The following is a 24535-nucleotide window of genomic DNA, read 5'->3' as shown; positions in this document are numbered from 1 at the left end:
CACGGATGGACACAATGTCTATCGCACACGCTGGTGCCGGCGCCGGTTCCCTGACTGCTTTGGGGCGATGAGCGAGGCTTTTTGCGTATTCCGAGCTTTCTGTGACTTTCTGTGGTTTCCGGGGGATTGACGTCATATGTCGTATGTAGAGGTGTCCGGGACGAACGTCCCGATCCGGATGTGGACCGATCCGGCGTCGGTCGAGGACAGCGCCATGCGGCAGTTGCAGAACACGGCGGGCCTGCCCTGGATCAAGGGCCTGGCGGTGATGCCGGACGTCCACTACGGCAAGGGCGCCACGGTCGGCTCGGTCATCGCCATGAAGGACGCGGTCTGCCCGGCGGCGGTGGGCGTCGACATCGGCTGCGGCATGTCGGCGGTGAAGACCTCCCTCACGGCGAACGACCTCCCGGGCGACCTCTCGAAGCTCCGCTCCCGCATCGAGCAGGCGATCCCGGTGGGGGCGGGGATGCACAGGGAGGCGGTGGACCCGGGGCGGCTGTACGGGTTCCCGGTGCAGGGGTACGAGGACCTCTGGAAGCGCTTCGACCACCTCACGGACGCGATCAAATTCCGTCAGGAACGCGCCACAAAGCAGATTGGAACGCTCGGATCCGGAAATCACTTCATCGAGTTCTGTCTCGATGAGTCAGGTTCGGTCTGGCTGATGCTGCACTCCGGATCCCGGAACATCGGCAACGAGCTCGCCGCACACCACATCGGCGTCGCTCGGGGACTGGCCCACAACCAGGGACTGGTCGACCGGGACCTGGCGGTGTTCCTCGCCGCGACCCCGGAGATGGAGGCGTACCGCAACGACCTCTTCTGGGCTCAGGAGTACGCGAAGTTCAACCGCGCGGCCATGATGAGCCTGTTCAAGGAGGTCGTGCGCAGGGAGTTCCGCAAGGCCAAGGTCTCCTTCGAGCAGGAGATCAGCTGCCACCACAACTACGTGGCGGAGGAGCGGTACGACAGCATGGACCTGCTCGTCACGCGGAAGGGCGCGATCCGCGCCGGCAGCGGTGAGTACGGGATCATCCCGGGCTCGATGGGAACCGGCTCGTACATCGTGAAGGGCCTCGGCAACGAGAAGTCCTTCAACTCCGCCTCGCACGGAGCGGGCCGCAAGATGAGCCGCACCGCGGCGAAGAAGCGCTTCTCGGCGCGGGACCTGGCGGAGCAGACGCAGGGCGTGGAGTGCCGCAAGGACGCAGGTGTGGTGGACGAGATCCCGGCCGCCTACAAGTCGATCGAGCAGGTCATCGACCAGCAGAGCGACCTCGTCAAGGTCGTGGCGAAGCTGAAGCAGGTCATCTGCGTCAAGGGCTGAGGTCGGAACGCGGGGGCCCGGACCGGTGGCGGTAGGTGCCGTTGCGCGGTTCGCGGCAGGCGACGACCTCGTCGTGGCGGCGGTCGGCGATGACGTAGAACGGGACGTCGGCCTGGGCGTAGCAGTCGACCTTGGAGCCGAGGTCGTCCGACCAGTTCGACGAGGTCACCTCGACGATGAGGCGGAACACCTCGGGCGAGTAGCAGTTGTTCCGCCCCTTGAAGTCCAGGAAGTCCTCGGTGACGAGGGCGAGGGCAGCCAGATGCCGATGCCCTGGAGGAATTCCAGCCCCGCTTTCATCGCCCCGGCCTCGTGGAACGCCACGACGAGCCGGGTCGGTGTGCGTGCGTGACGTCCGTCGGCGGGTGGTGGTGTCGCGATGAGCCTCCCCTGGAGAATCTCCACTCGGTGCCCGGGAAGCTCCCTGGAGAGTCGATCGGCGGCCTCCGCGATCGTGGTCTCGTGCCGTATCACGGCCAATGGCTTCCTCCTTTTCGCGAACCACGCTTTCGGAGCGTAGCGGTGTCCGCCGACAATTCGTATGGATTCACCCATACGGGCTTGGTGGATGCGCCGGGCCCAACTCTCCTGTCCGGCAAGGGGGTTGACTGGCAGAGTTGGTCTAGACCAAGGTGTGCCGCATGTGGAGATCCCGCGCGCTTCCCGCCGCGCTCGCGTCGTTGTCGCTCGCCCTCGGGGCCGCCGGGTCGGCGCAGGCCGGGGTGGGGCTGCCGCCCGTGGTGTCGCACGTGCCGACCCGGGACGAGGTCGTCTTCATCACCATCGACGACGGCTGGAACCACGACCCGGAGGCCGCCCGGATCCTGCTGGAGAAGCGGGTGCCGGTGTCGTTGTTCCTGCTGCCGGGCGCGACCGCGTACGACACCGGGTACTTCACGGAGCTCACCGGGCAGGGCCGGGCGACGGTGGAGAACCACACCGTCAACCACCCCGACCTGACGACCCTCGACGCCGCCGGGAAGGACGCCGAGGTGTGCGGGGCCGGGGAGCGGCTGGCGGCGGCCTTCGGGGGGAAGGAACCCAGGCTGCTGCGGCCGCCGTACGGGGCGGTCGACGACGCCGTGCGGGCGGCGGCGAAGGCGTGCGGGGTGAAGGCGCTGGTGACGTGGACGTACGACTTCACCACCTGGAGCCAGACCCCGCCGACGCCGCGGCTGGAGGCCGGCGACATCGTGCTGCTGCACTTCACGCCGACGCTGGCGGCGGACCTGCGGCGGGCCCTGGACGCGGCGAAGGCCGCCGGGCTGAAACCGGCGGCCCTCATGCCGCAGCTGAAGGCGGCCGGACTGGTGCCGTAGGGCTACAGCTCGCGGTGGACCTTGGTGTTGGAGGCCTGGGCGCGGGGGCGGACCACCAGGAGGTCGATGTTGACGTGGCTGGGGCGGGTGACCGCCCAGGTGACGGTGTCGGCGACGTCGTCGGCGGAGAGGGGCTCGGCGACGCCCTCGTAGACCTTCTCGGCCTTGGTCGCGTCGCCGCGGAAGCGGGTCTTGGCGAACTCCTCCGTCTTGACCATCCCGGGGGCGATCTCGATGACGCGGACGGGCTGGCCGACGATCTCCAGGCGGAGGGTCTCCGCGAGGACGCGGGCGCCGTTCTTGGCGGCGACGTAGCCGGCGCCGCCCTCGTAGGTGGAGTGGCCGGCGGTGGAGGACAGGACGACCACCGTGCCGTCGCCGCTCGCGGTGAGGGCGGGCAGGAGGGCCTGGGTGACGTTGAGGGTGCCGATGACGTTGACCTCGTACATCGTGCGCCAGTCGGCCGGGTCGCCGGTGGCGACGGACTCGGCGCCGATGGCGCCGCCGGCGTTGTTGACCAGGACGTCGCAGCGGTCGAGGGAGGCGGCGAAGGCGTCGACGGCGGTGCGATCGGTGACGTCGAGGGCGTGGGCGGTGGCCTCGTAGCCCGCGTCGGTCAGGTCGCCGGCGAGGGTCTCGATGCGGTCCTTGCGGCGGGCGGTGAGGACGACGTGGTAGCCGGCCGCGGCGAGCTGCCGGGCGGTGGCCGCGCCGATTCCGCTGCTCGCGCCGGTGACTACGGCGGTTCGGGTGGCCGTGCGCGTGCTCATGAGCGGGCTCCTCGTTCGATCGTGGGGACGTTCGTCCGCGGGGTCGTTCGTTCGTACGGGCGAATCCTCGCCAGCATAGGCCGGGTCAGCGGCGCGGCGCGTACATGATCACGGCCATCCCGGCGAGGCAGACGAGGGCGCCGGTGACGTCCCAGCGGTCGGGGCGGTAGCCGTCGGCGACGACGCCCCAGAGGAGGGATCCGGCGACGAAGACGCCGCCGTAGGCGGCCAGCACGCGGGCGAAATCGCCTTGGGGCTGGAGGGTGGCGACGAATCCGTACAGGCCGAGGGCGATGACGCCGGCGCCGATCCAGGCCCAGCCCTTGTGTTCGCGCACCCCCTGCCAGACCAGCCAGGCGCCTCCGATCTCCAGGACGGCGGCGAGGGCGAAGAGGGCGGCGGAGCGTGCGATGAGCATGGCCGGAAGCCTACGCAGGCGAATGGGTGAGGGCTCGCCCTCGTTCGTGTGATGGTCCGACCGGTGGGTGGGTGGGCTGGTTAGCGTCCGCGCGAGGAGGTGGTGGCGGTGCGCCGTGGTGCCGTACGGAGTGTGGTGGTGGCGGGCTTGCTGGTGCTGGGCGGGGCCGGGCCCGCGGGTGCGTGGGCCGGGCCGGAGGCCGACGTGGCCTACCACGGGCGGGTGTCCCTGGCCCATGGCCGGCTGAAGGTGTGGATGGTGCCGCAGAACGAGGGGCCGTCCGGGGTGCCGAACGCGACGGTGCGGGTGCGGCTGTCGGTGGACCTCGCGGACCGGCAGGAGCTGGCCGAGGGGTGCGCGCGGGCGGGGCAGCGCGAGGTGGTCTGCGAGACGGGTGAGCTGCCGGAGCACGGCAGGGGGCGGCACATCGGGCTGTCGCTGGGGCTGCGGGAGCGGCCGGCCGAGGTGGTGGTGCGCATCGACACGTGGTGGAACGGCGGGGCGACCGACCGCAACCGCGGCAACAACGAGCTCGTGGTGCTGGCCCTGGACACGGGCGACGGTTACGCCTTCTGAGGGCCTTGAGGGCCTTGAGGGCCTTGAGGGCCTTGAGGGCCTTGAGGGCCTTGAGGGGCCTGGGGGCCTTGGGGGACCCGGGGGCCGCCGGGTCCCGGCAGGGGGCGGGGCAGCAGCCAGGCGGCGACGGCCGCGGTGAGCTCGGCGTCGGTGGGCCGCGGGGCGCTCCAGGCGACGTACCCGTCGGGGCGTACGAGGACGCACGCGGTGCGCGTCCCGGAGGCCCAGCGGCGGTGGGCGAGGGGGGTTCCGGGCGGGGTGGCGGTGCCGGGCGGGGTGACGAGGACGAAGCCGCCGGTGCGCAGGGCCTCGTAGAGGCGCTCTCCGTGGGCGAGGGCGAGGTCGGGGGCGCGCCGGCCGGCGGGGGTGGGGCGGCGGGTGCCCGGCGGGGGCGGGTAGGCGATGCCGATGCCGGAGACGATGCCGAGGGCGCGTTCCCGGGCGGGGCCGATGTGGGCGAGGAGGGCGGCGCCGAGGGCGCGGGCGGTGCGGTGGGCCGGGGTGGCGGCCATGGCGGCGCGGACGATGGTGCCGCTGACGCGCAGGACGAGGCGGCCGACGGGGTGGCGCTCGCGGTGGTAGCTGTCGAGGAGGGCTTCGGGGTCGGGGGCCCGGCCGTGGAGGACGGCGGCGAGTTTCCAGGAGAGGTTGGCGGCGTCCTGGAGGCCGGTGTTCATGCCGAGGCCGCCGGCGGGGGAGTGGACGTGGGCGGCGTCCCCGGCGAGGAAGACGCGGCCGACGCGGTAGTGGGGGACCTGACGTTCGTCGCTGTGGAAGCGGGACATCCAGCGGGGGTCGTGCATGCCGTGGTCGGTGCCGAGGGCGTCGCGCAGGATGTCCCGGAGTTCGTCGAGGCCGACGGGGGCGGTGTCCGGGGCGTCGGCGTCGCGGCGCCAGCCGATGGCGCGGTACCAGCCGTCGCCGAAGGGGACGAGGAAGCCGAAGGCGTCGGCGGCGCCGTTGACGGCGAGGGCGTCTTCGGGCGGGTCGGTGAGGCGGACGTCGGCCAGGATCATGGAGCGGACGACGGCGCGGCCGGGAAAGGGGAGGCCGAGGGCCTCGCGGACGGTGGAGCGGACGCCGTCGGCGCCGACGACGTGGCGGGCGTGGATCCGGCGGGTGGGGGCGGCGCCGGGGGTGCCCGTCGAGGTGCCTGCGGAGTTCGGGGTGTCCGAGGTGCCCGGGGAGGTGCTCGGGGTCTCCCGGGTGTCCCGGGTGTCCGGGGTGGTGGGGTGGAGGTCGAGGGTGACGGTGTCGCGGTCCTGATGCAGGCCGATGACCCGACTGTCGTACTGGATGTCCACCCCTGTGGACAACGCGCGGCGCTCCAGGAGTTTCTCTGTCTCATATTGAGGGGTGACGAGCGCGAACGGGTAGCGCGAGCGCAGGCGTTGGAGGGAGAGGGGCATGCCACCGAAGGGGCGTATGCGGTCGATCCGGCGGCCGGTGGTGACGAGCGGGTCGGCGAGTCCGCGGGCGTCGAGCAGTTCGAGGGTGCGGGCGTGCACGGCGAAGGCGCGGGTGAGGTTGGCGGCGGTGCGGGGGCGCCGCTCCACGAGGGTGACGGAGAGTCCGGTGGCGGCGAGGTCGCCGGCGAGCAGGAGTCCGGTGGGTCCTGCGCCGACGACCACGACGTCGACGACGGTCCGGGGGTCCGCGGTGGCGGCGGACCCGGGGTCGGTCGCGGCGGTGGCGGGGTCCATGACGTGCGAGGTGTTCTCGGCTGCGGTCATGGCCGGAGAGTCTGCCGGACGGGACCCTCCGGGGGGTGGGGGTCAGGCTGCGGCGCCGCCGAATTCGGCCATGGCCTCGCTGACGATCCGTTCCAGCCGGGCGTGGTGGGCGCCGCGCCAGTAGACGCGCTCGCAGTCGGTGCACTGCGCGAAGACGTCGTACGAGCGCTGCGTGCCGTGCTCCAGACGGTCGCCCACGCTGTCCTTGTCGGCCTCGTGCAGGGGGCCGTTGCAGGCCGTGCAGCGGGTCCAGGGGGCGAGGTCGGGGGCGAACCGGCCGAGGACGTCGCGGAGTTGGTCGTCCGGGTTGTCGCTGTAGACGTAGGCGCCGGCGAAGATCTCGCGGCGGCGCAGCAGGCCGCGGTCGCGGGAGAGCAGGACGCGGCGTTCGGCGGCGGAGCGGGTGGCGAGCGCGGGGTCGCCGATGTCCTCGTTCTCGTAGGCGGCGTCGACGCCGAGCAGGCGCAGGCGACGGGCGAGGGTGCCGAGGTGGACGTCGAGGAGGAAACGCAGCGGGGCTTCGGGGAGCCGCTGCGGGCGCTCCACGCCGAACACCTCGACGGACTGGCCCGCTTGGGGCACGTAGGAGACGGGCACCTCGTGGCCGTCGACGAGGAGGCGGCCGACCTCGGTGAGGGGGACGCCCGCGGATTCGACGACGTGGCCGATGCTGGAGGCGCCGTCGGTGGCGGTCGGTACGCGATCCGCGCGCCGGCTGGGCGGGACGAAGAGGCGCAGTTCGGGGGCGAGGGTGAGCTGAATGCCGGGACCGTTCACGATCCCAGCATGCCATCGGGGGCCTGGTGGCGCGGCCGAATTACGTGGTCGCGAGGGCTCCGTCGTAGGCGTCGCGGTGGGCGCTGACGTCGTCGAAGTGGTTCTCCGCCCAGCGCTTCACGGAGGAGAGGAGACAGCCGAGGCTGCCGCCGAGTTCGGTGAGGGCGTAGTCGACGCGGACGGGGACGGTGGGGGTGACGGTGCGGCTGACGAGGCCGTCGCGTTCGAGGGAACGGAGGGTCTGGGTGAGCATCTTCTGGCTGACGCCGGGGATCTTGCGGCCGAGGTCGCTGTAGCGCATGGAGCCGGTCTCGGCCTGGCCGAGGGCGCTGAGGATGAGGCCGACCCACTTGTCGCTGATACGGGCCAGGAGCTGGCTGGTGGGGCACTCCTTGACGAAGGCGTCGTAGGCGGCGCGGGCCTCGTCGCGGCGGGCGGCGGCGGTGCGGGTGGCCATGGTTACCCACTTCCGGGTCGGGTACGCACTCCGAAGTACGTACTTACGAAAAGAGAGTACCTCTCCCTAAGTTAGTGGTCATCGGGAAGGGCGGAACCGCCCGGCGAACCCGAGCCGAAAACACACAGGGGAGAAAGAGAATGAGCGAGCAGACGCACACCATGCGGGCAGCGGTCGTCGACGCCTTCGGCGGCCCGGAGCAGGTGCGGGTGGAGCGGGTGCCGGTGCCGCGCCCGGAAGCCGGCCAGGTCCGGATCCGGGTCCGGGCGGCCGGGGTGAACCCGGTCGACGGAGCGGTCCGCGTGGGGGTCTTCGGCGGGGCCGGGCAGCGGCTCGGGTTCGGCTGGGACGTGGCGGGCGAGATCGACGAGGTCGGCCCGGAGGTGGACGGCTGGACGGTGGGCCGCCGGGTGGTGGGCCTGCACTACGGCCCGGTGAAGCCGCTCGGCACGCACGCCGAGTACGTGGTGCTCGACGCCTCGGCGCTGGCTCCGGCCCCCGGGACGGCGGACGACGCGGCCGCGGCGGCGCTGCCGCTGAGCGGGCTGACGGCCGCCCGCGCGGTGGACCTGCTCGGACTGGCCCCCGGCGCGTCCGTGCTGATCACCGGCGCGGCCGGGGTGGTCGGAGGGCTCGCGGTCCAGCTGGCCGTCCGGGCCGGACTGGCGGTGACCGCCCTGGCGGGCGCGGAGGACGAGGCCTTCGTACGGTCGCTCGGCGCGAGCGCCTTCGTGGAGCGCGGCGGGGCGCCGACCGCCCCGGTCGACGGGGTCCTGGACGCGGCCGTCCTGGGGGAGGCCGCGCTGGCCTTCGTCCGTGACGGAGGGGTCTACGTCGGGCTCCGCCCCCACGGCGGGCCGGCCGCGGAGCGGGGGATCCGGGTCGAGGAGCAGGAGGTCGCCCCCGACGGCGAGCACCTGGGGCGGCTGGTCGCGCTGGTCGACGCGGGGGAGCTGACGCTCCGGGTCGCGGACACCTTCGACCTCTCGGACGCCGCGAAGGCGCACGCCGCCCTCGGCACCCCGGGCACGCGCGGCCGACTGGTCCTCACGGTCGCCTGACGGCCTGACGGCTGGAGGGTCTGACGGCTTGGAGGGCCGGCCGCCGCGGGGCTCCGGCCCGGCCTGCGCGGCCCGGCCCTCGCGGCCCGGACGTCGGCGGGGAGGGCGGGGTCAGGGGGTGAGGGGCAGGTGCCAGTCGTTGCTCGGGTGCGGGGTGCCCGGGGGGTACTCGAAGTCGACCCGGCCCAGGCACGCGAAGCCCGCCCGGCGGCAGACGGCGTTGGACGCCGGGTGGTCGGTGCCCGGGAAGGCGTGCAGGGCGCGGCGGGAGCCGTGGGCGCGGACGTGCGCGACGAGTTCGGCGAGGGCGACCGCGGCCAGGCCGCGGCCCTGGAACTCCGGGAGCACCGCCCAGCCGGTCTCGTACACCGGCTCGCCGCGCCACTCCCGCTCCCAGAAGCCGATCGACCCGACGCTCTCGGTGCCGAGCACCACCCGGAACATCCGCCCGGCGGCCGGCTCCCGCGCGCTCAGGGCCTCGTAGCGGCGCTGCCGGGCGATGAGCTTCTCCTCGGACTCGGGCCCGCCGAGGTGCGCGGTCATCTCCGCCGAGTTGCACCGCGACAGCAGCCAGAAGTCGTCCTCGCCCCAGGGCTCCAGCCGTACGCGTGTCTCCATGCGGCCACTCTGCCCCGTGGGCCGGGGGGCGGAAAGAGGTGAGAGGGGGCGCGTGGGGCGCGCGGAGCGGGTGAGGGGGTGAGGGGAGGGGTAACGGGCCAGTCCGAAGTACGCGAAAGGAATCTTCATGGACACGGCGACCTCCCTCATGGCAAAGCGCCACATCTTCACCATGCTCGATGTGGACGGGGACGGCGTGATCTCCCGTCACGAGTACCTGTCCCGCCCCGAGCGGGCCGCGTCGGCGATGGGCCGCGGCGGCGACGACCCGCGGGTCGCGGTCGCCCGCACCGCCCACGAGCGGGTGTTCGCATCGATGGACGCGGACGGCGACGGGGCGGTGACCTTCGAGGAGTACGCGGCCTGGGCGGGCGCCGAGGCCTTCGACGAGGTCTGCCGGCAGGCGCTCGGCTCGCTGTTCGACCTCGCCGACGCGGACGGCGACGGGGCGCTGGACCGGGCGGAGTTCACGCGGCTGCGCGAGGCGCTGGGCAATCCGGCCGACAACGCCGGTCCGGCGTTCGACGCGCTGGACGAGGCCGCCGGCGGCCACGGGCGCGTCGGCCGGGACGCCTACCTGGCCTCGATCCGCAGCTACGTCACGGAGGGCACGTCACCGATGGCGGAGGCACTGCACACGGCCGCCGCCGCCCGCTGACCAGCCGCACCGCCGCCGCCCCGCCCCGCCGCGCCGACGCCGCCCCGCCGCGCGACCGCGGCGGGGCGGGCCGGTCAGGGCCAGACGAGGCAGTACGGCTGGTGGCCGGCCTCGTGGAGGCGGTGGGAGAAGTCCTGCCACTCGTGCAGCAGCTGGTAGACGTTGAAGGCGTCCCGGGGGCCGCCCCGGTCCGGGACGGTCGACCAGATGAAGGCGGCCGCGCCGACCGACTCCTCGCCGACGCCGCGCAGCGGGTCGACCACCGTCATCGGGAGCTTGACCACGGCGTAGTCGGGGTGCAGGACGACCAGCTCCAGCGGGGGCACCTTGTGCAGGGGTATGCCCTCGATGCCGGTCAGGACCATCGCGGCGACCGTCTCCGGCTTGATCTTGGTGAACATGCCGCCCATGCCGAGCTCGTCGCCGCCCAGTTCCTCGGGCCGCATCGTCTGGGGCACCCGCGCGGCCGTGGCGCCGTCCGGGGCGCCGAAGTACTTGTACGTCACTCCCATGCCGCGGCCCTTGGGGAGGCCGTCCCCGCCGTCCGGCGTCCGGGTGGGACCAGGTACGGGATCGGCCGCCTCGGCGCCTCGGCGCCGGTGCTTGCCGCGACGGGCTCGGGCGTCACGGGCGCGCTGCGGGTCCAGGCCGTCCGTACCCTCGCCCGGTCCACCACCGCGTTGCATATCTCCACCCGACACGTATTGCCTGCCCCGGCCCCGCGGCCCCCGCCACGCAGCCTGATCATCATGGCAGTGACCTCCCCCGCGGCGGCGCGGTGAAACGCCCGTCCGCAAGTCTGTCGCGGCCTCTGAGACCATGGCTGGTGTGAGCTACCCGTACCCGTATGAAGCCCCAGTTTCGCAGACGCTCTTCGAGCGCGCGTCCCTCGTGACCCCCGGCGGCGTGAACTCTCCCGTGCGCGCCTTCCGTGCCGTGGGCGGTACGCCCCGGTTCATGGTGTCCGGTACCGGTCCCTATCTGACCGATGCCGACGGGCGCGAGTACGTCGACCTGGTCTGCTCGTGGGGGCCGATGATCCTCGGCCACTCCCACCCCGAGGTGATCGAGGCCGTGCAGGCCGCAGTCGCCCGCGGCACCTCCTTCGGCACGCCCGGTGAGGGCGAGGTCGCGCTCGCCGAGGAGATCGTCGCCCGCATCGAGCCCGTCGAGCAGGTGCGCCTGGTGTCCTCGGGCACCGAGGCGACCATGTCGGCGATCCGGCTGGCCCGCGGCTTCACCGGCCGCGCCAAGGTCGTGAAGTTCGCCGGCTGCTACCACGGTCACGTCGACGCGCTCCTGGCCGCCGCAGGTTCCGGCCTGGCGACCTTCGCGCTGCCGGACACCCCCGGGGTGACCGGCGCGCAGGCCGGCGACACGATCGTGCTCCCCTACAACGACCTCGACGCGGTGCGGGCGGCGTTCGCCGCGCACCCGGGCGAGATCGCCTGCGTGATCACCGAGGCCGCGCCCGGCAACATGGGCGTGGTGACCCCGGGCGAGGGCTTCAACCAGGGGCTGGCCGACCTGTGCCGGGAGAACGGCGCGCTGTACATCTCCGACGAGGTGATGACCGGTTTCCGTACCTCCCGCGCGGGCTGGTACGGCGTGGACGGGGTCAAGCCCGACCTGATGACCTTCGGCAAGGTCATGGGCGGCGGCTTCCCGGCGGCGGCGTTCGGCGGCCGTGCGGACGTCATGGGCCACCTGGCCCCGGCCGGCCCGGTGTACCAGGCGGGCACGCTCTCCGGTAACCCGATCGCCACCGCGGCCGGTCTCGCGCAGCTGCGGCTGCTGGACGCGGCGGCGTACGAGAAGGTCGACGCGGTCTCCGCGGAGATCCAGGGTCTGGTGACGGCGGCGCTGGCCAAGGAGGGCGTGGCGCACCGGCTGCAGACGGCCTCCAACATGTTCTCGGTGTTCTTCACCGAGGACGAGGTCCGCAACTACGACGACGCGAAGAAGCAGGAAGGGTTCCGCTTCAACGGGTTCTTCCACTCGATGCTGGCGCAGGGCGTCTACCTGCCGCCGTCGGCGTTCGAGTCGTGGTTCGTGTCCACCGCCCACGACGAGCGCGCCGTGGAGCGCATCGCGGCCGCGCTGCCCGCCGCCGCCCGAGCCGCCGCGGAGGCGACCGCATGAGCGACATGACCGTCGTCCACCTGATGCGGCACGGCGAGGTGCACAACCCGGACGGGGTGCTCTACGGGCGCCGGGCCGGGTACCACCTCTCCGAGCTGGGCCGGCAGATGGCCGACCGGGTGGCCGAGCACCTCCAGGACCGGGACGTCACGCACGTGGTGGCCTCCCCGCTGGAGCGGGCGCAGGAGACGGCCGCGCCGATCGCGAAGGTGCACGGCCTGGAGCTGGCGACGGACGGCCGGCTGATCGAGGCGGGCAACGTCTTCGAGGGCAAGACCTTCGGCGTCGGCGACGGTGCGCTGCGCAAGCCGGGCAACTGGAAGCACCTGACGAACCCGTTCAAGCCGTCGTGGGGCGAGCCGTACGTCGAGCAGGTCGTGCGGATGATGAGCGCGATCGAGGCGGCGCGGGACGCGGCGCGCGGGCACGAGGCGGTGGCGGTCAGCCACCAGCTGCCGATCTGGATCGTGCGGAGCTTCGCGGAGAAGCGGCGGCTGTGGCACGACCCGCGGCGCCGGCAGTGCACGCTGGCCTCGCTGACGTCGTTCACGTACCAGGGCGACAAGCTGGTGTCGGTGGGCTACAGCGAGCCGGCGCGGGACCTGGTCCCGGCGCACCTGCTGGCCGGAGCGAAGCCGGTGAAGGGCAAGTCCAAGGCCTTCGGCGCCTGACTCCGCCTCCTCCGCGGGCCCGTCCCCACCCGGGGGCGGGCCCGCGGGCGTCTCCGCGCCCGCCCGTGCCCCCGGCCCTCCGGCCTCGTGCCCCCGGCCCCCCCCGCCCCCGGGCCCCAAGGGCAAAGCCGGGTCATGGGCAGGCCTAATTTCATACAAGTTGCGCACGTGGTGACGTGTCGGTGGGTCGACGTCGCGGGATTGTCCGTTTATATGACATTTCATGAGCGACGTACGCGACGTCAGTCGAAGGGGATTGCTCGGGTTCGGACTCGGTGCCGCCGCGGCGATCGGGCTCGCCGGCTGCGGTGGCGGTGATGGCGGCAGGTCCGGATCCGGCTCCGGCAGGCACGGCCCGATAACGGCCGGCGACGGCTCCGCGCCGCCCGCCGCGGTCCGCGTGATCGGCGACGGCTCCACCGCCGACACCGGACCACAGCCCCACCAGCCGCCCCGGCCCGTCCCCCTGGAACCCGGTCAGACCCCGCCGCAGTTCGTCGTCTTCAGCTGGGACGGCGCGGGCGAGGTCGGCAACGGCCTCTTCCCCCGCTTCCTCAAACTGGCCAACGACCACGGCGCGGCGATGACCTTCTTCCTCTCCGGCCTCTACCTCCTGCCGGAGTCGAAGAGCGGCCTGTACCACCCCCCGAACAACCCCGTCGGCGCCTCCGACATCGGTTACCTCAAGGACGAGAACGTCCGCAACACCCTCCACTTCGTCCGCCAGGCCTGGCTCGACGGCCACGAGATCGGCACCCACTTCAACGGCCACTTCTGCGGCGGTTCCGGTTCCGTCGCGCACTGGGGCCCGGAGGACTGGCGGTCGGAGATCGACCAGGCGGTGTCGTTCGTCACCGACTGGCGCACCAACACCGGCTTCACCGACCTCGAACCCCTGCCCTTCGACTACCGCAAGGAGCTCATCGGCGCCCGCACCCCCTGTCTCCTGGGCCAGGAGGGCCTGTTGCCGACCGCCGCCCGCCTCGGCTGGCGCTACGACTCCAGCTCGTCCGGCGGCCTGCAGCAGTGGCCGGCGAAGAAGGAGGGCGTCTGGGACCTGCCCCTCCAGTCGCTGCCCTTCCCCGGGCACACGTTCGAGGTGCTGAGCATGGACTACAACATCCTCGCCAACCAGTCGCAGAACACCACCAGGGGCGTGCCCGCCAACTACCCCGCCTGGCGCTCCCAGGCGACCGCCACCTACCTCGGCGGCTTCCGCCGCGCCTACGAGACCAACCGCGCTCCCCTCTTCATCGGCAACCACTTCGAGGAATGGAACGGCGGCATCTACATGGACGCCGTCGAGGAGGCCCTCAAGGCCATGTCGGACAAAAAGGACGTACGCCTCGTATCCTTCCGGCAGTTCACCGACTGGCTCGACGTCCAGGACGGGAAACTGCTGGCCAGGCTGCGGACCCTGGCCCCCGGACAGGCCCCTCCCGGAGGCTGGTCCGCGTACCTTTCGGCCGCCTGACCGGTACTGACCAGCGCGTTGACAACCCCGTCGGGGGGTGCGGAAGATCGGCAAATCGCTCATGCGAAACTTTTCACATGAGCCTTAGCCGCGCCCGTGTCCGTCGTAGTAGCAGCCGCTCTGCCGGCGGCCGCGCCGTCCTGCTGACCGCGGTGACCCTCGCGAGCACCCTCGCCCTGTCGGCGTGCAGCGACGCGGACGGCGGTGGCAAGCCCTCCGGCTCGGCCGGGGGCAACTACGTGACCGGCCCCAACGGCATCTCCACCGTGGCCAAGGCCGACCGCGTCGACGCCCCCAAGCTCGACGGCGAGACCGTGGACGGCAAGACCGCCGACACCACCGCCCTCAAGGGCAAGGTCGTCGTCCTCAACGTGTGGGGCTCCTGGTGCCCGCCGTGCCGGGCCGAGGCGCCGTACTTCGCGAAGGTCTCCAAGGAGATGGCCGACGCCGGCAAGGACGTCGCCTTCGTCGGGATGAACACCCGCGACAGCAGCAAGCAGAACGCCACCGCCTTCGAGGAGAACTTCGGGATCACCTACCCGAGCCTCTTCGACCCGGACGGGAAACTGATGCTCCGCTTCCCCAAGGGCACGCTCAACCCGCAGTCCATCCCCTCCACGATCGTCCTCGACAAGGAGGGCAAGATCGCCGCCCGCACCCTCGTCGCGGTCAACGAGGAGCAGCTGCGCTCGATGATCGACCCGCTCCTCGCGGAGAAGTGACACGGTGGTCGCCCTGCACCTCCTCGCCGCCGAAGCCACCGGTGTGAACACCACCGTGCTCAACGGCGCGCTGCTGCTGGCCCTGCCGCTCTCGCTGCTGGCCGGGCTGGTCTCCTTCTTCTCCCCCTGCGTCCTGCCGCTGGTCCCCGGCTACCTGTCCTACGTGACGGGCGTCGGCGGCGCCGACCTCGCCGAGGCGCGCCGCGGCCGGATGCTGGCGGGAGCGAGCCTGTTCGTGCTCGGCTTCACCGCCGTCTTCGTCTCGACCGGCGCGCTCTTCGGCTACTTCGGGGACACCCTCGCCGCCAACAAGGACGCCATCTCCCGGGTGCTCGGCGGGGTGGTGATCCTCCTCGGCTTCTTCTTCATGGGGTGGATCCCCGGTCTGACGATGCGCGAGTTCCGCTTCCACCGGAAGCCGGCGGCCGGCCTGCTCGGGGCGCCGCTGCTCGGCGTGCTCTTCGGGGTCGGCTGGAGCCCCTGCATGGGTCCGACGCTCGCGGCGGTCAACACCCTCTCCATCGACCAGGCGACCGCCGGCCGCGGGGCCCTGCTCACCGTGGTGTTCTGTCTGGGGCTGGGCCTGCCGTTCATCGCCACGGCGCTGGCCTTCCGCAAGGCGCTGGGCGCTTTCGGCTGGGTGAAGAAGCACTATGCATGGGTGATGCGCATCGGCGGCGGCATGCTGATCGTGACCGGTCTGCTGCTCGTCACAGGAATGTGGGCCAGCATCGTCAGTGAGATGCAGGGCTGGACCCAAGGCTTCACGGTGGGGATCTGAGGACTACACGCACATGAGTACGACCGACAAGGCGCCCGCCGAGGCGCCGCACGAGTCCGACCCCACCGACGAGGCGGCCGGCGCGCAGCTGTCCACCGCCCCCGTCGAGGACGGCCCCGCCGCCCCCGTCGGCATCGGCGTGATCGGCTGGGCCCGCTGGTTCTGGCGTCAGCTCACCTCCATGCGGGTGGCGCTGATCCTCCTCTTCCTGCTCTCGCTCGGGTCCATTCCCGGCTCCCTCATCCCGCAGACCCAGGTCGACGCGATGAAGGTCGCGGACTGGAAGAAGACCCACGAGTTCTGGGTGCCGGCCGCCGAGAAGCTCCAGCTCTTCGACGTCTACAGCTCGGTGTGGTTCTCCGCGATCTACATCCTGCTGTTCGTGTCGCTGATCGGCTGCATCGTTCCGCGCACCTGGCAGTTCGTCGGCCAGCTCACCGGCCGCCCGCCGGGCGCGCCGCGGCGCCTGGACCGGCTGCCGGCGTACACGACGTGGCGTACGGAGAAGTCCCCGGACGAGGTGCTCGCCTCGGCGAAGGGCGTCCTGGGCGGGCGCCGCTTCCGTACGGAGGCGGGCGGGAACTCCGTCGCCGCCGAGAAGGGCTACCTGCGCGAGGCCGGGAACCTGATCTTCCACATTGCCCTGATCGTGATGCTGGTGGCGTTCGCCGCCGGTCAGCTGTTCAAGTCCGAGGGCGGCAAGCTCGTCCTGCGCGGCAAGGGCTTCTCCAACACGCTCACCCAGTACGACGACTTCAAGTACGGCAGCCTCTTCTCCTCGGACGACCTGGCGCCGTTCTCGTTCACGCTGGACAAGTTCGACGCGACGTACGAGAAGACGGGCCCGCAGAAGGGCACCGCGCGCGACTTCAAGGCCTACGTCACCTACAGCGAGGGCGCCGACGGCGCGCCGCACAAGGCCGAGATCGAGGTCAACAAGCCCCTGGAGATCGACGGCTCCAAGATCTTCCTGCTGGGGCACGGGTACGCGCCCGTCATCTCGGTGACCGACCCCGCCGGGAAGGTGATCTACAAGGACGCCGTCCCGATGCTGCCCTTCGACGCGAACCTGAGTTCCTCGGGCGCGGTCAAGGTGCCGGACGGCTACCGCAACAAGAACGGCGACAAGGAGCAGCTCGGCTTCAACGCCATGTTCGTGCCGACGTTCGCGGGCGAGGGCAAGGGCACGATGCTCTCGCAGTTCCCTGCGCTGGACTTCCCCGTCCTCGCGCTGAGCGCCTACCACGGCAGCCTGGGCGTGGACTCGGGCCTGCCGCAGAACGTGTACCAGCTGAACACCTCCAAGCTCCAGGAGTTCAAGGACGCCGACGGGCAGCTGTTCAAGAAGCGCCTGCTGCCCGGCGAGGCGATGGAGCTCCCGGGAGGCGAGGGCACCGTCAGGTTCGAGGGCGTCGAGCGCTGGGCGACCTTCTCGGTCACCCGGCAGCCGGCCAGCGGGCTGGCCCTCGCGGGCGCCATGGCCGCCATCGGCGGTCTGGCCGCCTCCCTGTTCATCCAGCGCCGCCGGGTCTGGGTCCGCGCGGTGCGCGGCGAGGACGGGGTGACCGTCGTCGAGATGGCCGGCCTGGGCCGCAGCGAGTCCGCGAAGCTGCCGGAGGAGCTGTCGGCGCTCTCGGCCGCCCTGTTCGAGCGGGCGCCCTCCGCGCCCGCCGCAGCACCCCCCGCAGACGCGCAATCCACAGGATCCGCGTCATCCGCAGATGAAGCCCACGAAGGAGAGCGCGCATGACGCTGCTCGCGGCCGCTACCAACGAGAGCCTGGCCGATCTCAGCAACAAGCTGGTGTACGCGTCGATGGCGGTCTACACGCTCGCCTTCTTCGCGCACATCACCGAATGGGTCTTCGGCAGCCGCAGCAAGGTGGGCCGTACGGCCGCCGCGCTGACGTCGGCCGCGGCCGGCGCGGCTCCCGCCGTGCAGGTGCGGACCAAGGGCGGCGGCACGGCCGTCCTCGACAGGCCGCAGGTCGTCACCCGCTCCGCCGCGGGCACCCGGGACGTCCCGGACGGTCCCGGCGCGGCCGGCGGCACCGAGAAGGGTGACCTCTACGGACGGATCGCGGTCTCGCTGACCGTCCTCGGCTTCCTCATCGAGGCGGTCGGCGTGGTCTCCCGCGCGATGTCGGTGCAGCGGGCCCCCTGGGGCAACATGTACGAGTTCTCGGTGACCTTCTCCACGGTGGCCGTCGGCGCGTACCTGCTGCTGCTGGCGCTGAAGAAGAACGTCCGCTGGCTCGGTCTGATCCTGGTCACCACGGTCCTGCTGGACCTCGGCATCGCCACCACCTGGCTGTACACCGCCAGTGACCAGCTGGTTCCGGCCCTGCACTCGTACTGGCTGTGGATCCACGTCTCGACCGCGATCTTCTGCGGCGCCGTCTTCTACATCGGTGCGGCGGGCGCGGTGCTCTACCTGTTCCGCGACAGCTACGAGGCCCACCTGGAGGCCGGCCGCACGCCCGGCCGTTTCCGCTCCTCGGTGATGGAGCGGCTGCCCTCGGCGGCCTCGCTCGACAAGTTCTCGTACCGCATCAACGCGGCCGTCTTCCCGCTGTGGACGTTCACCATCGTCGCGGGCGCGATCTGGGCCGGCGACGCCTGGGGCCGCTACTGGGGCTGGGACCCCAAGGAGGTCTGGTCCTTCGTGACGTGGGTGGCGTACGCCTGCTACCTGCACGCGCGGGCCACCGCGGGCTGGAAGGGCCGCAAGGCGGCGTACCTGGCGCTGTTCGCCTTCGCCTGCTGGATCTGGAACTACTACGGCGTGAACATCCTGCTCAGCGGCAAGCACTCGTACGCGGGCGTCTGAGCGCGGGCGGTGCGACGCTGGTGGTATGCCTCCTGTGAGCCATGCCACCAGCGAGCCGCGTGAGGGCGGACGCTGGATCGTCCGCTTCGAGACGCACGTGCCCTTCGCCTACGAGGCCGTCTGGGCCGCCCTGACCACGGCGGACGGGCTGTACGGCTGGCTGGCGGCGGTGGACGTGCTGGAACGCCGGTTCGGCGGGGCCGTCACCCTGCGCCGGCCGTACACCGGGATCACGGTGTCGGGGAAGGTCACGGCCTGGGACGCCGAGCGGGTCGTGGAGTACACGGTCACCGGCGAGGGGCGGATCCGCTTCCACCTGGACGCGGTGGGCACCGATTCGACGGTCGTCCGCTTCCTCAACGAGCGCGGCGGCTCCGACGCGGAGCGCCTGGACTGCCTGGCCGCCTGGCACGAGCACTTCGAAGGGCTGGAGGCCGCGCTGGGCGGGCAGCCCGTCGACTGGGCGGGCCGTACCGAGGCCCGCCGGGCGGAGCTGCGGGCCTCCTACGCGTCCTTCTCCAGGACGTAGGCCCCGCGCCGGCCCGGTCCGGTCCCGTCGCCGAAGAAGAAGTACAGCTCCAGCGAGCGGTGCGCGTCGCGGCGCAGCTCGAAGGTCCAGGAGTAGCGGCCGGGGGCCTGGGTGACGGTGCCGGCGCGGGTGGCGGTGCCGGTGGCGGCGGGCAGGACCAGGCGCAGGTGCTGGCCGAGGCTGCGGCCGGAGTCGCGGTCCTCGGTGAGCCGCCAGCGGCCGGGGCCGGAGAGCCGCCAGCCGGCGGCGTAGTCGCGTTCCTGGCCGTCGAGGAGGGTGACGGAGGCGCTGCCGTCGGTGCGGAAGACGACCTCGGTGCCGTCGACGCAGCGCCAGGTGCCGACGATCTCGGAGAGGTCGGCGTCGTAGACGGCGGGGACGGGTGGCGTGCCCTGCTGGGGGTTCCACCCGGTCATGGTGAGCAGCGCGGCGACGAGCACCCCGTAGGCGAGGAGATTGCGCAGGATCGTGTCGACGATCCGCGGCCCGCGCTCGCGTGGGGCCCGTGGCAGTGGCATGGGCCCATTCTGACAGCCCTATTGAACGCGTTCAATCAAGTTTTGCGTCACATTTTGCCGCCCCGGTGGCCCCCGGTCCTACTGGTCCTTGTCCTTCTCGTCCCGGTTCTCCCGGTTCTCCCGCTTCTCGCCGCTCTCGCGGTTCTCCCGGTTCTCGCGTTCCTCGCCCAGGGACTTCAGGAACTCCGGGTTGTCGTCCGGCGCCACCCACTGGGTGCGCCCCGGGCGGCCGCCGCCGACGCCCGCCCGCTTCTTGCCCGCGAACAGCCACACCACCGGCCCGACGATCGAGAAGATCAGGATGATGATCACCCACACCACCTTGGGGAGGTGCTTGACCTCTTCCTCGGGGGTGTTCAGGCAGTCGATGAAGGTGTAGATGGTCAGCGCGATGATCAGCAGGAACGGCAGATAGCGCAGCACGGTGTGGGACCGACTCCCCAGCAGTGGCGGCGGGCCCGCGTCGGGCCCCGGTGACGTCCCCAGGGTAGTTGGTGACGGATACTGGGCCCCATGGCTTACGACGATCTCCGCTCGCTGCTCCGGGCTCTGGAGCGGGAGGGCGACCTCAAGCGCATCAAGGCCGAAGTCGACCCGTACCTGGAGATCGGGGAGATCGTCGACAGAGTGAACAAGGCCGGCGGCCCGGCCCTGCTCTTCGAGAACGTCAAGGGCTCGGCGATGCCGCTCGCCATGAACGTCTTCGGGACCGACCGGCGCCTGCTCAAGGCCCTCGGCCTGAAGTCGTACGGCGAGATCAGCGAGAAGATCGGCGGCCTGCTGAAGCCCGAGCTGCCCCAGGGCTTCATCGGCGTCCGCGAGGCCTTCGGCAAGCTCGGCTCGATGGTGCACGTCCCGCCGAAGAAGGTGAAGGGCGAGTCCGCACCCGTCCAGGAGGTCGTCCTCACCGGCGACGACGTGGACCTGGACCAGCTGCCGGCCCTCTTCACCTGGCCCAAGGACGGCGGCTCCTTCTTCAACCTGGGTCTCACCCACACCAAGCACCCCGAGACGGGCGTGCGCAACCTCGGCCTCTACCGCCTGCAGCGCCACGACAAGCGCACCATCGGCATGCACTGGCAGATCCACAAGGACAGCCGCAACCACTACGCCGTGGCCGCCGCGCGCGGTGAGCGGCTGCCGGTCGCGATCGCCTTCGGCTGCCCGCCCGCCGTGACGTACGCGTCGACCGCGCCGCTGCCGGGCGACATCGACGAGTACCTCTTCGCCGGGTTCGTCGCGGGCAAGCGGATCGAGATGGTCGACTGCAAGACGGTCCCGCTCCAGGTCCCGGCCAACGCCGAAGTCGTGATCGAGGGCTGGCTGGAGCCGGGCGAGATGCTGCCCGAGGGCCCCTTCGGCGACCACACCGGCTTCTACACCCCGCAGGAGCCCTTCCCCGCACTGAAGATCGACTGCGTGACGATGCGCAAGCGTCCGCTGCTGCAGTCCATCGTGGTCGGCCGGCCGCCGACCGAGGACGGTCCGCTGGGCCGCGCGACGGAGCGCTTCTTCCTGCCGCTCCTCAAGATCATCGTGCCGGACATCGTGGACTACCACCTGCCCGAGTCGGGCGGCTTCCACAACTGCGCGATCGTCTCGATCGACAAGAAGTACCCCAAGCACGCGCAGAAGGTCATGCACGCCATCTGGGGCGCCCACATGATGTCGCTGACCAAGCTGATCATCGTGGTGGACAAGGACTGCGACGTCCACGACCTGCACGAGGTGTCCTGGCGGGCGCTGGGCAACACCGACTACTCCCGCGACCTCACGGTCGTCGAGGGACCGGTGGACCACCTGGACCACGCCTCGTACCAGCAGTTCTGGGGCGGCAAGGCGGGAATCGACGCCACGAAGAAACTGCCGGAGGAGGGTTACACGCGCGACGGCGGCTGGCCCGACATGGTGGAGTCCGATCCCGCGACGGCGGCCCTCGTGGACCGCCGATGGAAGGAGTACGGCCTGTGAGCCCCATCGCCGTGGGCGGTCCCGCCCTCTTCATCGGCAGCGACACCCCCTGCGTCGCCCTGGTGCGCCCCACGATCGACCCGGCCCAGCCGGCGGTCAAGGAGGCCGCCAAGCGCGCCGGAGTCACGCCCGAGGAGTTCGCCGGACCGTCCGACCAGTGGCAGCTGATCGCCGACCGCACCGACGGCGAGGGGCGGGAGATCGCCCTGAACGACCTCTCCGACGCCGACGCGGGCGCCTTCGCGGAGCGGCTGCTCGCCGCGATCGCCGACCCGGACGCCGAGTTCACCGAGGTGCTGACGGTCGCCGCGCACGACGTGCTGCGCCTCGACGGCCGCCCGGCGGGCGAGGGCTTCGCCTTCCTGGCCAGCGTCGTCCCGCCGCCCTCCGAGGGAACGCCCCTGCTGGAGGTGGAGATCGGCCCGTCGTCCATCACGGACCTGCGCGCCGAACTCGAACAGTTCCGGAGGTCCCTCGGATGACATCGGCAGCCGAGGACGTCCTCGGGCCGGGCCCCGCGCCCCAGTCCGCCGGCAAGGTGAAGGCCTTCCTGCGGCTCGTGATGATCGAGCACTCGGTCTTCGCGCTGCCCTTCGCCTACATCGCCGCCTTCACCGCGATGTTCCGGCTGGACGGGCGCGTGCACTGGAGGGAGCTGCTGCTCGTCACCGTGTGCATGGTGGGCCTGCGGACCTTCGCCATGGCCGCGAACCGGATCATCGACCGCGAGATCGACGCCCGCAACCCGCGTACCGCGGGGCGCGAGCTGGTCACCGGCGCGGTGTCCGTGCGGTCCGCGTGGACCGGGGCCGGGGTCGCGCTCGTGGTGTTCCTCGGCTCGGCGGCGCTGCTGAACCCGCTGTGCCTGGCGCTCGCGCCGGTCGCCGTCGTCCCGATGGTGGTCTACCCGTACGGCAAGCGGTTCACGGACTTCCCGCACGCCATCCTGGGCCTGGCCCAGGCGATGGGGCCGATCGGCGCCTGGCTCGCCGTCACGGGCGAGTGGTCCTGGGAGGCCGTGGTCCTCGGCCTCGCCGTCGGCGTGTGGATCGGCGGCTTCGACCTGATCTTCGGCTGCCAGGACGTGGCCGCGGACCGGGCGGAGGGCGTCAAGTCCGTCCCGGCCCGCTTCGGGGTCCCGGCGGCCCTGTGGGGCGCCCGCGGCGCCCACGTCGTCACCACGGCCCTGCTGGTCTGGTACGCGCTGCTCACCGACGCGGGCCCGCTGTTCTGGTTCGGGCTGCTGGTCGTCGTGGCGGCCTTCTGCTACGAGCACACCATCGTCAGGCCGCACGACCTGTCCCGCCTGAACCGGGCCTTCTTCACCGTCAACGGCTTCATCGGGATCGCCCTGTTCGTGTGTGCGTTGCTGGATCTGGTGGTGCGGGGTCTGACGCTCTAGCCGGAGTGCGGCCTGTCGCCGGGTGCTCGGACAGGGAGGCCGACATGACCGTTTCGGACAGCGAGCGTCCGCACTCGCAGCTCAGCCGGTTCGAGGACATCCCGCACGGCGGGGCGGTCGTCGTCGAGGCGGGCATCGGCAAGCTGACGGTCGAGACCGCGGAGCTCCCCGTGGACCCGGGTACGGCCGGCTGATCCGTCAGGAGGCCCGGGGCGGGCGGCGGAAGAACAGGGCCGTCGCGATGCCCGAGGCCAGGCCGCACAGGTGGCCCTGCCAGCTGACGGTGGTGTCGGTCGGCAGGACGCCGACCACGATCGTGGTGCCCCAGACGGCGGCGACGCCCAGGGCGACGGCGATGCCGAGGGCCCGGCGCTCCACGAAGCCGCGCACCAGCAGGTAGCCGAAGAGTCCGAAGACCAGGCCGGAGGCGCCGGCCGTGATGGTGTTCGGGGCCGCGGTCAGCCAGACGCCGAGGCCGTCCGCCAGGATGATCAGGGCGCACACCGCGAGGAAGCGGCGGATCCCGGACAGGGCCGTGACGAAGCCGAGGATCAGCAGCGGGACGCTGTTGGCGGCGACGTGGGCGAAGCCGAAGTGCAGGAAGGGCGCGAAGAGGATGCCGCTCAGGCCGCCGGGGTCGCGGGCGGGTATCCCGTACGCGTCGAGCGCGTGGCCGGTGACGAGGTCGACCGCCTCGACCGCCCACAACAGGGCCACCCAGCCGAGCATCAGCCGGGCCGCGGCCCTGGCCCGGTCCGTCTGTGACCAGGTCTCTTCGGTCATCGTGTTCATGTACGTCCCCTCGCGCCGTCCCACGCCCCGGGACGTGCGGTCACCTTACCGAGTGCCTTCGCTCCGTGGCCGGATAGTCTCGGAGCTATGACAGAGCGCAAGCGCACCCCGTGGGTGGTCGGGGTTTCCGGGGCCTCCGGGACGCCGTACGCGGCGGCGGTGGTCCGTGGGCTGCTGGCGGCGGGCGAGGACGTGGACCTGGTGGTCAGCCGTGCCTCGCGGCTGACCCTGCTGGACGAGACGGGGATCGCCTTCCGGGACGCGCACTGGCGCGACGACCTCGCCGAGTGGCTGGGCCGGGGGGCCGACGGGAAGCCGGGCACCTTCCGGGTGCCGGATCTGGACGCCGTCCGGTACTGGGGGGCGGGGGACCTCGCGGCCGGTCCGAGCTCGGGCTCGTACCCCGTGAAGGGGATGCTGGTCGTCCCCGCGTCCACGGCGTGCGTGGCGGGTGTGGCGCTGGGACTGTCGAAGGACCTGCTCCAGCGCGTCGCGAGCGTGACGCTCAAGGAGCGGCGCCGACTGGTGGTCGCGGTGCGGGAGACCCCGCTGAACGGGCAGACGCTCAGGCATCTGGTGGCGCTGGACGAGGCGGGCGCGATCGTGCTGCCCGCCTCTCCGGCGTTCTACGCGGGTGCGACGCACATCCAGGACCTGGTGGATTTCGTCGCGGGGCGGGTGCTGGACGCGGCAGGTGTGCCGCACCGGCTGTACCGCCGTTGGGAGGGGGAGCTTGGCGCAGCCCGCCCCCGTGGCCAGTCCGGTGACTAGCGCTTCTTGGCGCCGCGCGGCTTACGGGTCTTGTCGACGCGGTGCGCGGCGGACGGCTGGTCGGTGCGGGATCGGTTGGCCAGCTCCTGGAGCTGTCGCATGTGCGCGTAGGCCATCTCGATCGTGTACACGGTGAACCACTCCTGAAGATCGTCATTGATCTGTTGAAAGATTTCACAGGGTGTTGACCCTGTGCGCCTTTGATTCTATACCTAG

The 24535-nt window shown here is 71.8% G+C and carries 30 protein-coding genes; 18 read left to right on the top strand and 12 right to left on the bottom strand.

The window, feature by feature from the left end; all coding sequences use genetic code 11:
- Positions 1 to 136 precede the first annotated feature (136 nt).
- The gene (locus ACZ5D2_RS23910; protein WP_371678060.1) at positions 137 to 1330 is read left to right on the top strand and encodes an RtcB family protein; all 1194 of its coding nucleotides are present in this window, start codon (positions 137 to 139) and stop codon (positions 1328 to 1330) included.
- On the opposite strand, the gene ACZ5D2_RS23905 is transcribed toward ACZ5D2_RS23910, so the two are convergent.
- On the bottom strand, positions 1320 to 1835 hold the full coding sequence (locus tag ACZ5D2_RS23905) for a Uma2 family endonuclease (RefSeq protein WP_371678061.1): 516 nt from the start codon (positions 1833 to 1835) through the stop codon (positions 1320 to 1322). The two genes, ACZ5D2_RS23910 and ACZ5D2_RS23905, sit on opposite strands and share 11 nt — an antisense overlap.
- A gap of 136 nt (positions 1836 to 1971) precedes the next feature.
- Here ACZ5D2_RS23905 and ACZ5D2_RS23900 point away from each other — a divergent pair, with 136 nt between their 5' ends.
- A complete protein-coding gene (locus ACZ5D2_RS23900) occupies positions 1972 to 2649 on the top strand; it encodes a polysaccharide deacetylase family protein (RefSeq protein ID WP_371678062.1) in 678 nt (225 codons plus the stop codon).
- Between the two features lie 2 nt (positions 2650 to 2651).
- On the opposite strand, the gene ACZ5D2_RS23895 is transcribed toward ACZ5D2_RS23900, so the two are convergent.
- Both ACZ5D2_RS23895 and ACZ5D2_RS23890 read right to left on the bottom strand, forming a co-directional pair.
- On the bottom strand, positions 2652 to 3419 hold the full coding sequence (locus ACZ5D2_RS23895) for an SDR family NAD(P)-dependent oxidoreductase (protein ID WP_371678063.1): 768 nt from the start codon (positions 3417 to 3419) through the stop codon (positions 2652 to 2654).
- Between the two features lie 85 nt (positions 3420 to 3504).
- A complete protein-coding gene (locus ACZ5D2_RS23890) occupies positions 3505 to 3837 on the bottom strand; it encodes a YnfA family protein (protein ID WP_356213868.1) in 333 nt (110 codons plus the stop codon).
- A gap of 138 nt (positions 3838 to 3975) precedes the next feature.
- Here ACZ5D2_RS23890 and ACZ5D2_RS23885 point away from each other — a divergent pair, with 138 nt between their 5' ends.
- Positions 3976 to 4413 (top strand): hypothetical protein, encoded by a 438-nt coding sequence (locus ACZ5D2_RS23885; protein WP_371678064.1) that lies wholly within the window; start codon positions 3976 to 3978, stop codon positions 4411 to 4413.
- Here ACZ5D2_RS23885 and ACZ5D2_RS23880 read toward each other — a convergent pair.
- Genes ACZ5D2_RS23880 through ACZ5D2_RS23870 form a run of 3 tightly spaced genes read right to left on the bottom strand, consistent with a single transcriptional unit; the run spans position 4401 to position 7380 of the window.
- Positions 4401 to 6146 (bottom strand): FAD-dependent monooxygenase, encoded by a 1746-nt coding sequence (locus ACZ5D2_RS23880; RefSeq protein WP_468931796.1) that lies wholly within the window; start codon positions 6144 to 6146, stop codon positions 4401 to 4403. The genes ACZ5D2_RS23885 and ACZ5D2_RS23880 overlap by 13 nt on opposite strands.
- A gap of 42 nt (positions 6147 to 6188) precedes the next feature.
- A complete protein-coding gene (locus tag ACZ5D2_RS23875; protein WP_468931794.1) occupies positions 6189 to 6923 on the bottom strand; it encodes a Mut7-C RNAse domain-containing protein in 735 nt (244 codons plus the stop codon).
- A gap of 40 nt (positions 6924 to 6963) precedes the next feature.
- Positions 6964 to 7380, bottom strand: coding sequence for a winged helix-turn-helix transcriptional regulator (locus tag ACZ5D2_RS23870; RefSeq protein WP_371678067.1), 417 nt, complete (start codon positions 7378 to 7380; stop codon positions 6964 to 6966).
- A 161-nt stretch (positions 7381 to 7541) separates the two neighbouring features.
- Between ACZ5D2_RS23870 and ACZ5D2_RS23865 the strand changes: the two genes are divergently transcribed.
- Positions 7542 to 8441, top strand: coding sequence for an NADP-dependent oxidoreductase (locus tag ACZ5D2_RS23865; protein ID WP_468931847.1), 900 nt, complete (start codon positions 7542 to 7544; stop codon positions 8439 to 8441).
- 111 nt (positions 8442 to 8552) lie between these two features.
- Here ACZ5D2_RS23865 and ACZ5D2_RS23860 read toward each other — a convergent pair whose 3' ends face one another.
- A complete protein-coding gene (locus ACZ5D2_RS23860; RefSeq protein ID WP_468931791.1) occupies positions 8553 to 9059 on the bottom strand; it encodes a GNAT family N-acetyltransferase in 507 nt (168 codons plus the stop codon).
- Positions 9060 to 9186: 127 nt separating this feature from the next.
- On the opposite strand from ACZ5D2_RS23860, the gene ACZ5D2_RS23855 reads away from it, so the two are divergent.
- Positions 9187 to 9717, top strand: a complete 531-nt coding sequence (locus ACZ5D2_RS23855; protein WP_371678069.1) for an EF-hand domain-containing protein — start codon at positions 9187 to 9189, stop codon at positions 9715 to 9717.
- Between the two features lie 74 nt (positions 9718 to 9791).
- On the opposite strand, the gene ACZ5D2_RS23850 is transcribed toward ACZ5D2_RS23855, so the two are convergent.
- The gene (locus tag ACZ5D2_RS23850) at positions 9792 to 10403 is read right to left on the bottom strand and encodes a hypothetical protein (RefSeq protein ID WP_371678070.1); all 612 of its coding nucleotides are present in this window, start codon (positions 10401 to 10403) and stop codon (positions 9792 to 9794) included.
- Between the two features lie 133 nt (positions 10404 to 10536).
- On the opposite strand from ACZ5D2_RS23850, the gene hemL reads away from it, so the two are divergent.
- The 8 genes from hemL to ACZ5D2_RS23810 all read left to right on the top strand — a co-directional run bounded on the left by hemL (position 10537) and on the right by ACZ5D2_RS23810 (position 18865).
- A complete protein-coding gene (gene hemL, locus ACZ5D2_RS23845) occupies positions 10537 to 11859 on the top strand; it encodes a glutamate-1-semialdehyde 2,1-aminomutase (RefSeq protein ID WP_356213856.1) in 1323 nt (440 codons plus the stop codon).
- A complete protein-coding gene (locus ACZ5D2_RS23840) occupies positions 11856 to 12530 on the top strand; it encodes a histidine phosphatase family protein (RefSeq protein ID WP_371678071.1) in 675 nt (224 codons plus the stop codon). Before hemL ends, ACZ5D2_RS23840 begins: the two co-directional genes overlap by 4 nt.
- Before the next feature lie 223 nt (positions 12531 to 12753).
- Positions 12754 to 14004 carry a polysaccharide deacetylase family protein gene (locus ACZ5D2_RS23835; RefSeq protein WP_468931786.1) on the top strand — a complete coding sequence of 417 codons (1251 nt, stop codon included), beginning with the start codon at positions 12754 to 12756 and terminating at the stop codon, positions 14002 to 14004.
- 77 nt (positions 14005 to 14081) lie between these two features.
- Complete coding sequence (locus tag ACZ5D2_RS23830; protein ID WP_371678073.1) at positions 14082 to 14726, top strand: TlpA family protein disulfide reductase; 645 nt, start codon at positions 14082 to 14084, stop codon at positions 14724 to 14726.
- A 4-nt stretch (positions 14727 to 14730) separates the two neighbouring features.
- Positions 14731 to 15507, top strand: coding sequence for a cytochrome c biogenesis CcdA family protein (locus ACZ5D2_RS23825; RefSeq protein WP_468931783.1), 777 nt, complete (start codon positions 14731 to 14733; stop codon positions 15505 to 15507).
- Positions 15508 to 15520: 13 nt separating this feature from the next.
- A complete protein-coding gene (resB, locus tag ACZ5D2_RS23820; protein ID WP_371678074.1) occupies positions 15521 to 17257 on the top strand; it encodes a cytochrome c biogenesis protein ResB in 1737 nt (578 codons plus the stop codon).
- Complete coding sequence (gene ccsB, locus ACZ5D2_RS23815; protein ID WP_468931780.1) at positions 17254 to 18336, top strand: c-type cytochrome biogenesis protein CcsB; 1083 nt, start codon at positions 17254 to 17256, stop codon at positions 18334 to 18336. The genes resB and ccsB overlap by 4 nt, the downstream gene beginning before the upstream one ends.
- 25 nt (positions 18337 to 18361) lie before the next feature.
- The gene (locus tag ACZ5D2_RS23810) at positions 18362 to 18865 is read left to right on the top strand and encodes an SRPBCC domain-containing protein (RefSeq protein ID WP_371678076.1); all 504 of its coding nucleotides are present in this window, start codon (positions 18362 to 18364) and stop codon (positions 18863 to 18865) included.
- Here ACZ5D2_RS23810 and ACZ5D2_RS23805 read toward each other — a convergent pair.
- Positions 18841 to 19383: a hypothetical protein gene (locus ACZ5D2_RS23805; RefSeq protein ID WP_371678077.1), complete on the bottom strand. Its 543-nt coding sequence runs from the start codon at positions 19381 to 19383 to the stop codon at positions 18841 to 18843. The two genes, ACZ5D2_RS23810 and ACZ5D2_RS23805, sit on opposite strands and share 25 nt — an antisense overlap.
- A gap of 78 nt (positions 19384 to 19461) precedes the next feature.
- Entirely contained in the window at positions 19462 to 19806 is a 345-nt protein-coding gene (locus tag ACZ5D2_RS23800; RefSeq protein ID WP_468931776.1) for a PLD nuclease N-terminal domain-containing protein, read from the bottom strand.
- A 90-nt stretch (positions 19807 to 19896) separates the two neighbouring features.
- On the opposite strand from ACZ5D2_RS23800, the gene ACZ5D2_RS23795 reads away from it, so the two are divergent.
- From ACZ5D2_RS23795 to ACZ5D2_RS23780, 4 genes are read left to right on the top strand one after another with little or no spacing between them, the layout of a single operon-like run.
- The gene (locus ACZ5D2_RS23795; protein ID WP_371678079.1) at positions 19897 to 21354 is read left to right on the top strand and encodes a menaquinone biosynthesis decarboxylase; all 1458 of its coding nucleotides are present in this window, start codon (positions 19897 to 19899) and stop codon (positions 21352 to 21354) included.
- A complete protein-coding gene (locus tag ACZ5D2_RS23790; RefSeq protein WP_371678080.1) occupies positions 21351 to 21836 on the top strand; it encodes a hypothetical protein in 486 nt (161 codons plus the stop codon). Before ACZ5D2_RS23795 ends, ACZ5D2_RS23790 begins: the two co-directional genes overlap by 4 nt.
- Entirely contained in the window at positions 21833 to 22756 is a 924-nt protein-coding gene (gene mqnP, locus ACZ5D2_RS23785; protein WP_371678081.1) for a menaquinone biosynthesis prenyltransferase MqnP, read from the top strand. The genes ACZ5D2_RS23790 and mqnP overlap by 4 nt, the downstream gene beginning before the upstream one ends.
- Before the next feature lie 44 nt (positions 22757 to 22800).
- The gene (locus ACZ5D2_RS23780; protein WP_371678082.1) at positions 22801 to 22950 is read left to right on the top strand and encodes a hypothetical protein; all 150 of its coding nucleotides are present in this window, start codon (positions 22801 to 22803) and stop codon (positions 22948 to 22950) included.
- A gap of 4 nt (positions 22951 to 22954) precedes the next feature.
- Here the strand turns inward: ACZ5D2_RS23780 and ACZ5D2_RS23775 are convergent, their stop codons facing one another.
- A complete protein-coding gene (locus ACZ5D2_RS23775; RefSeq protein ID WP_371678083.1) occupies positions 22955 to 23548 on the bottom strand; it encodes a rhomboid family intramembrane serine protease in 594 nt (197 codons plus the stop codon).
- Between the two features lie 87 nt (positions 23549 to 23635).
- On the opposite strand from ACZ5D2_RS23775, the gene ACZ5D2_RS23770 reads away from it, so the two are divergent.
- Complete coding sequence (locus ACZ5D2_RS23770) at positions 23636 to 24319, top strand: UbiX family flavin prenyltransferase (protein ID WP_468931769.1); 684 nt, start codon at positions 23636 to 23638, stop codon at positions 24317 to 24319.
- Here ACZ5D2_RS23770 and ACZ5D2_RS23765 read toward each other — a convergent pair.
- The gene (locus tag ACZ5D2_RS23765; RefSeq protein ID WP_279628676.1) at positions 24316 to 24450 is read right to left on the bottom strand and encodes a hypothetical protein; all 135 of its coding nucleotides are present in this window, start codon (positions 24448 to 24450) and stop codon (positions 24316 to 24318) included. The genes ACZ5D2_RS23770 and ACZ5D2_RS23765 overlap by 4 nt on opposite strands.
- Positions 24451 to 24535 lie beyond the last annotated feature (85 nt).

The sequence above is a fragment of the Streptomyces sp. NPDC031479 genome (assembly GCF_055581065.1).
The sequence above is the reverse complement of the archived record's forward strand: the minus strand, read 5'-3'. Positions and strand labels throughout refer to the sequence as shown.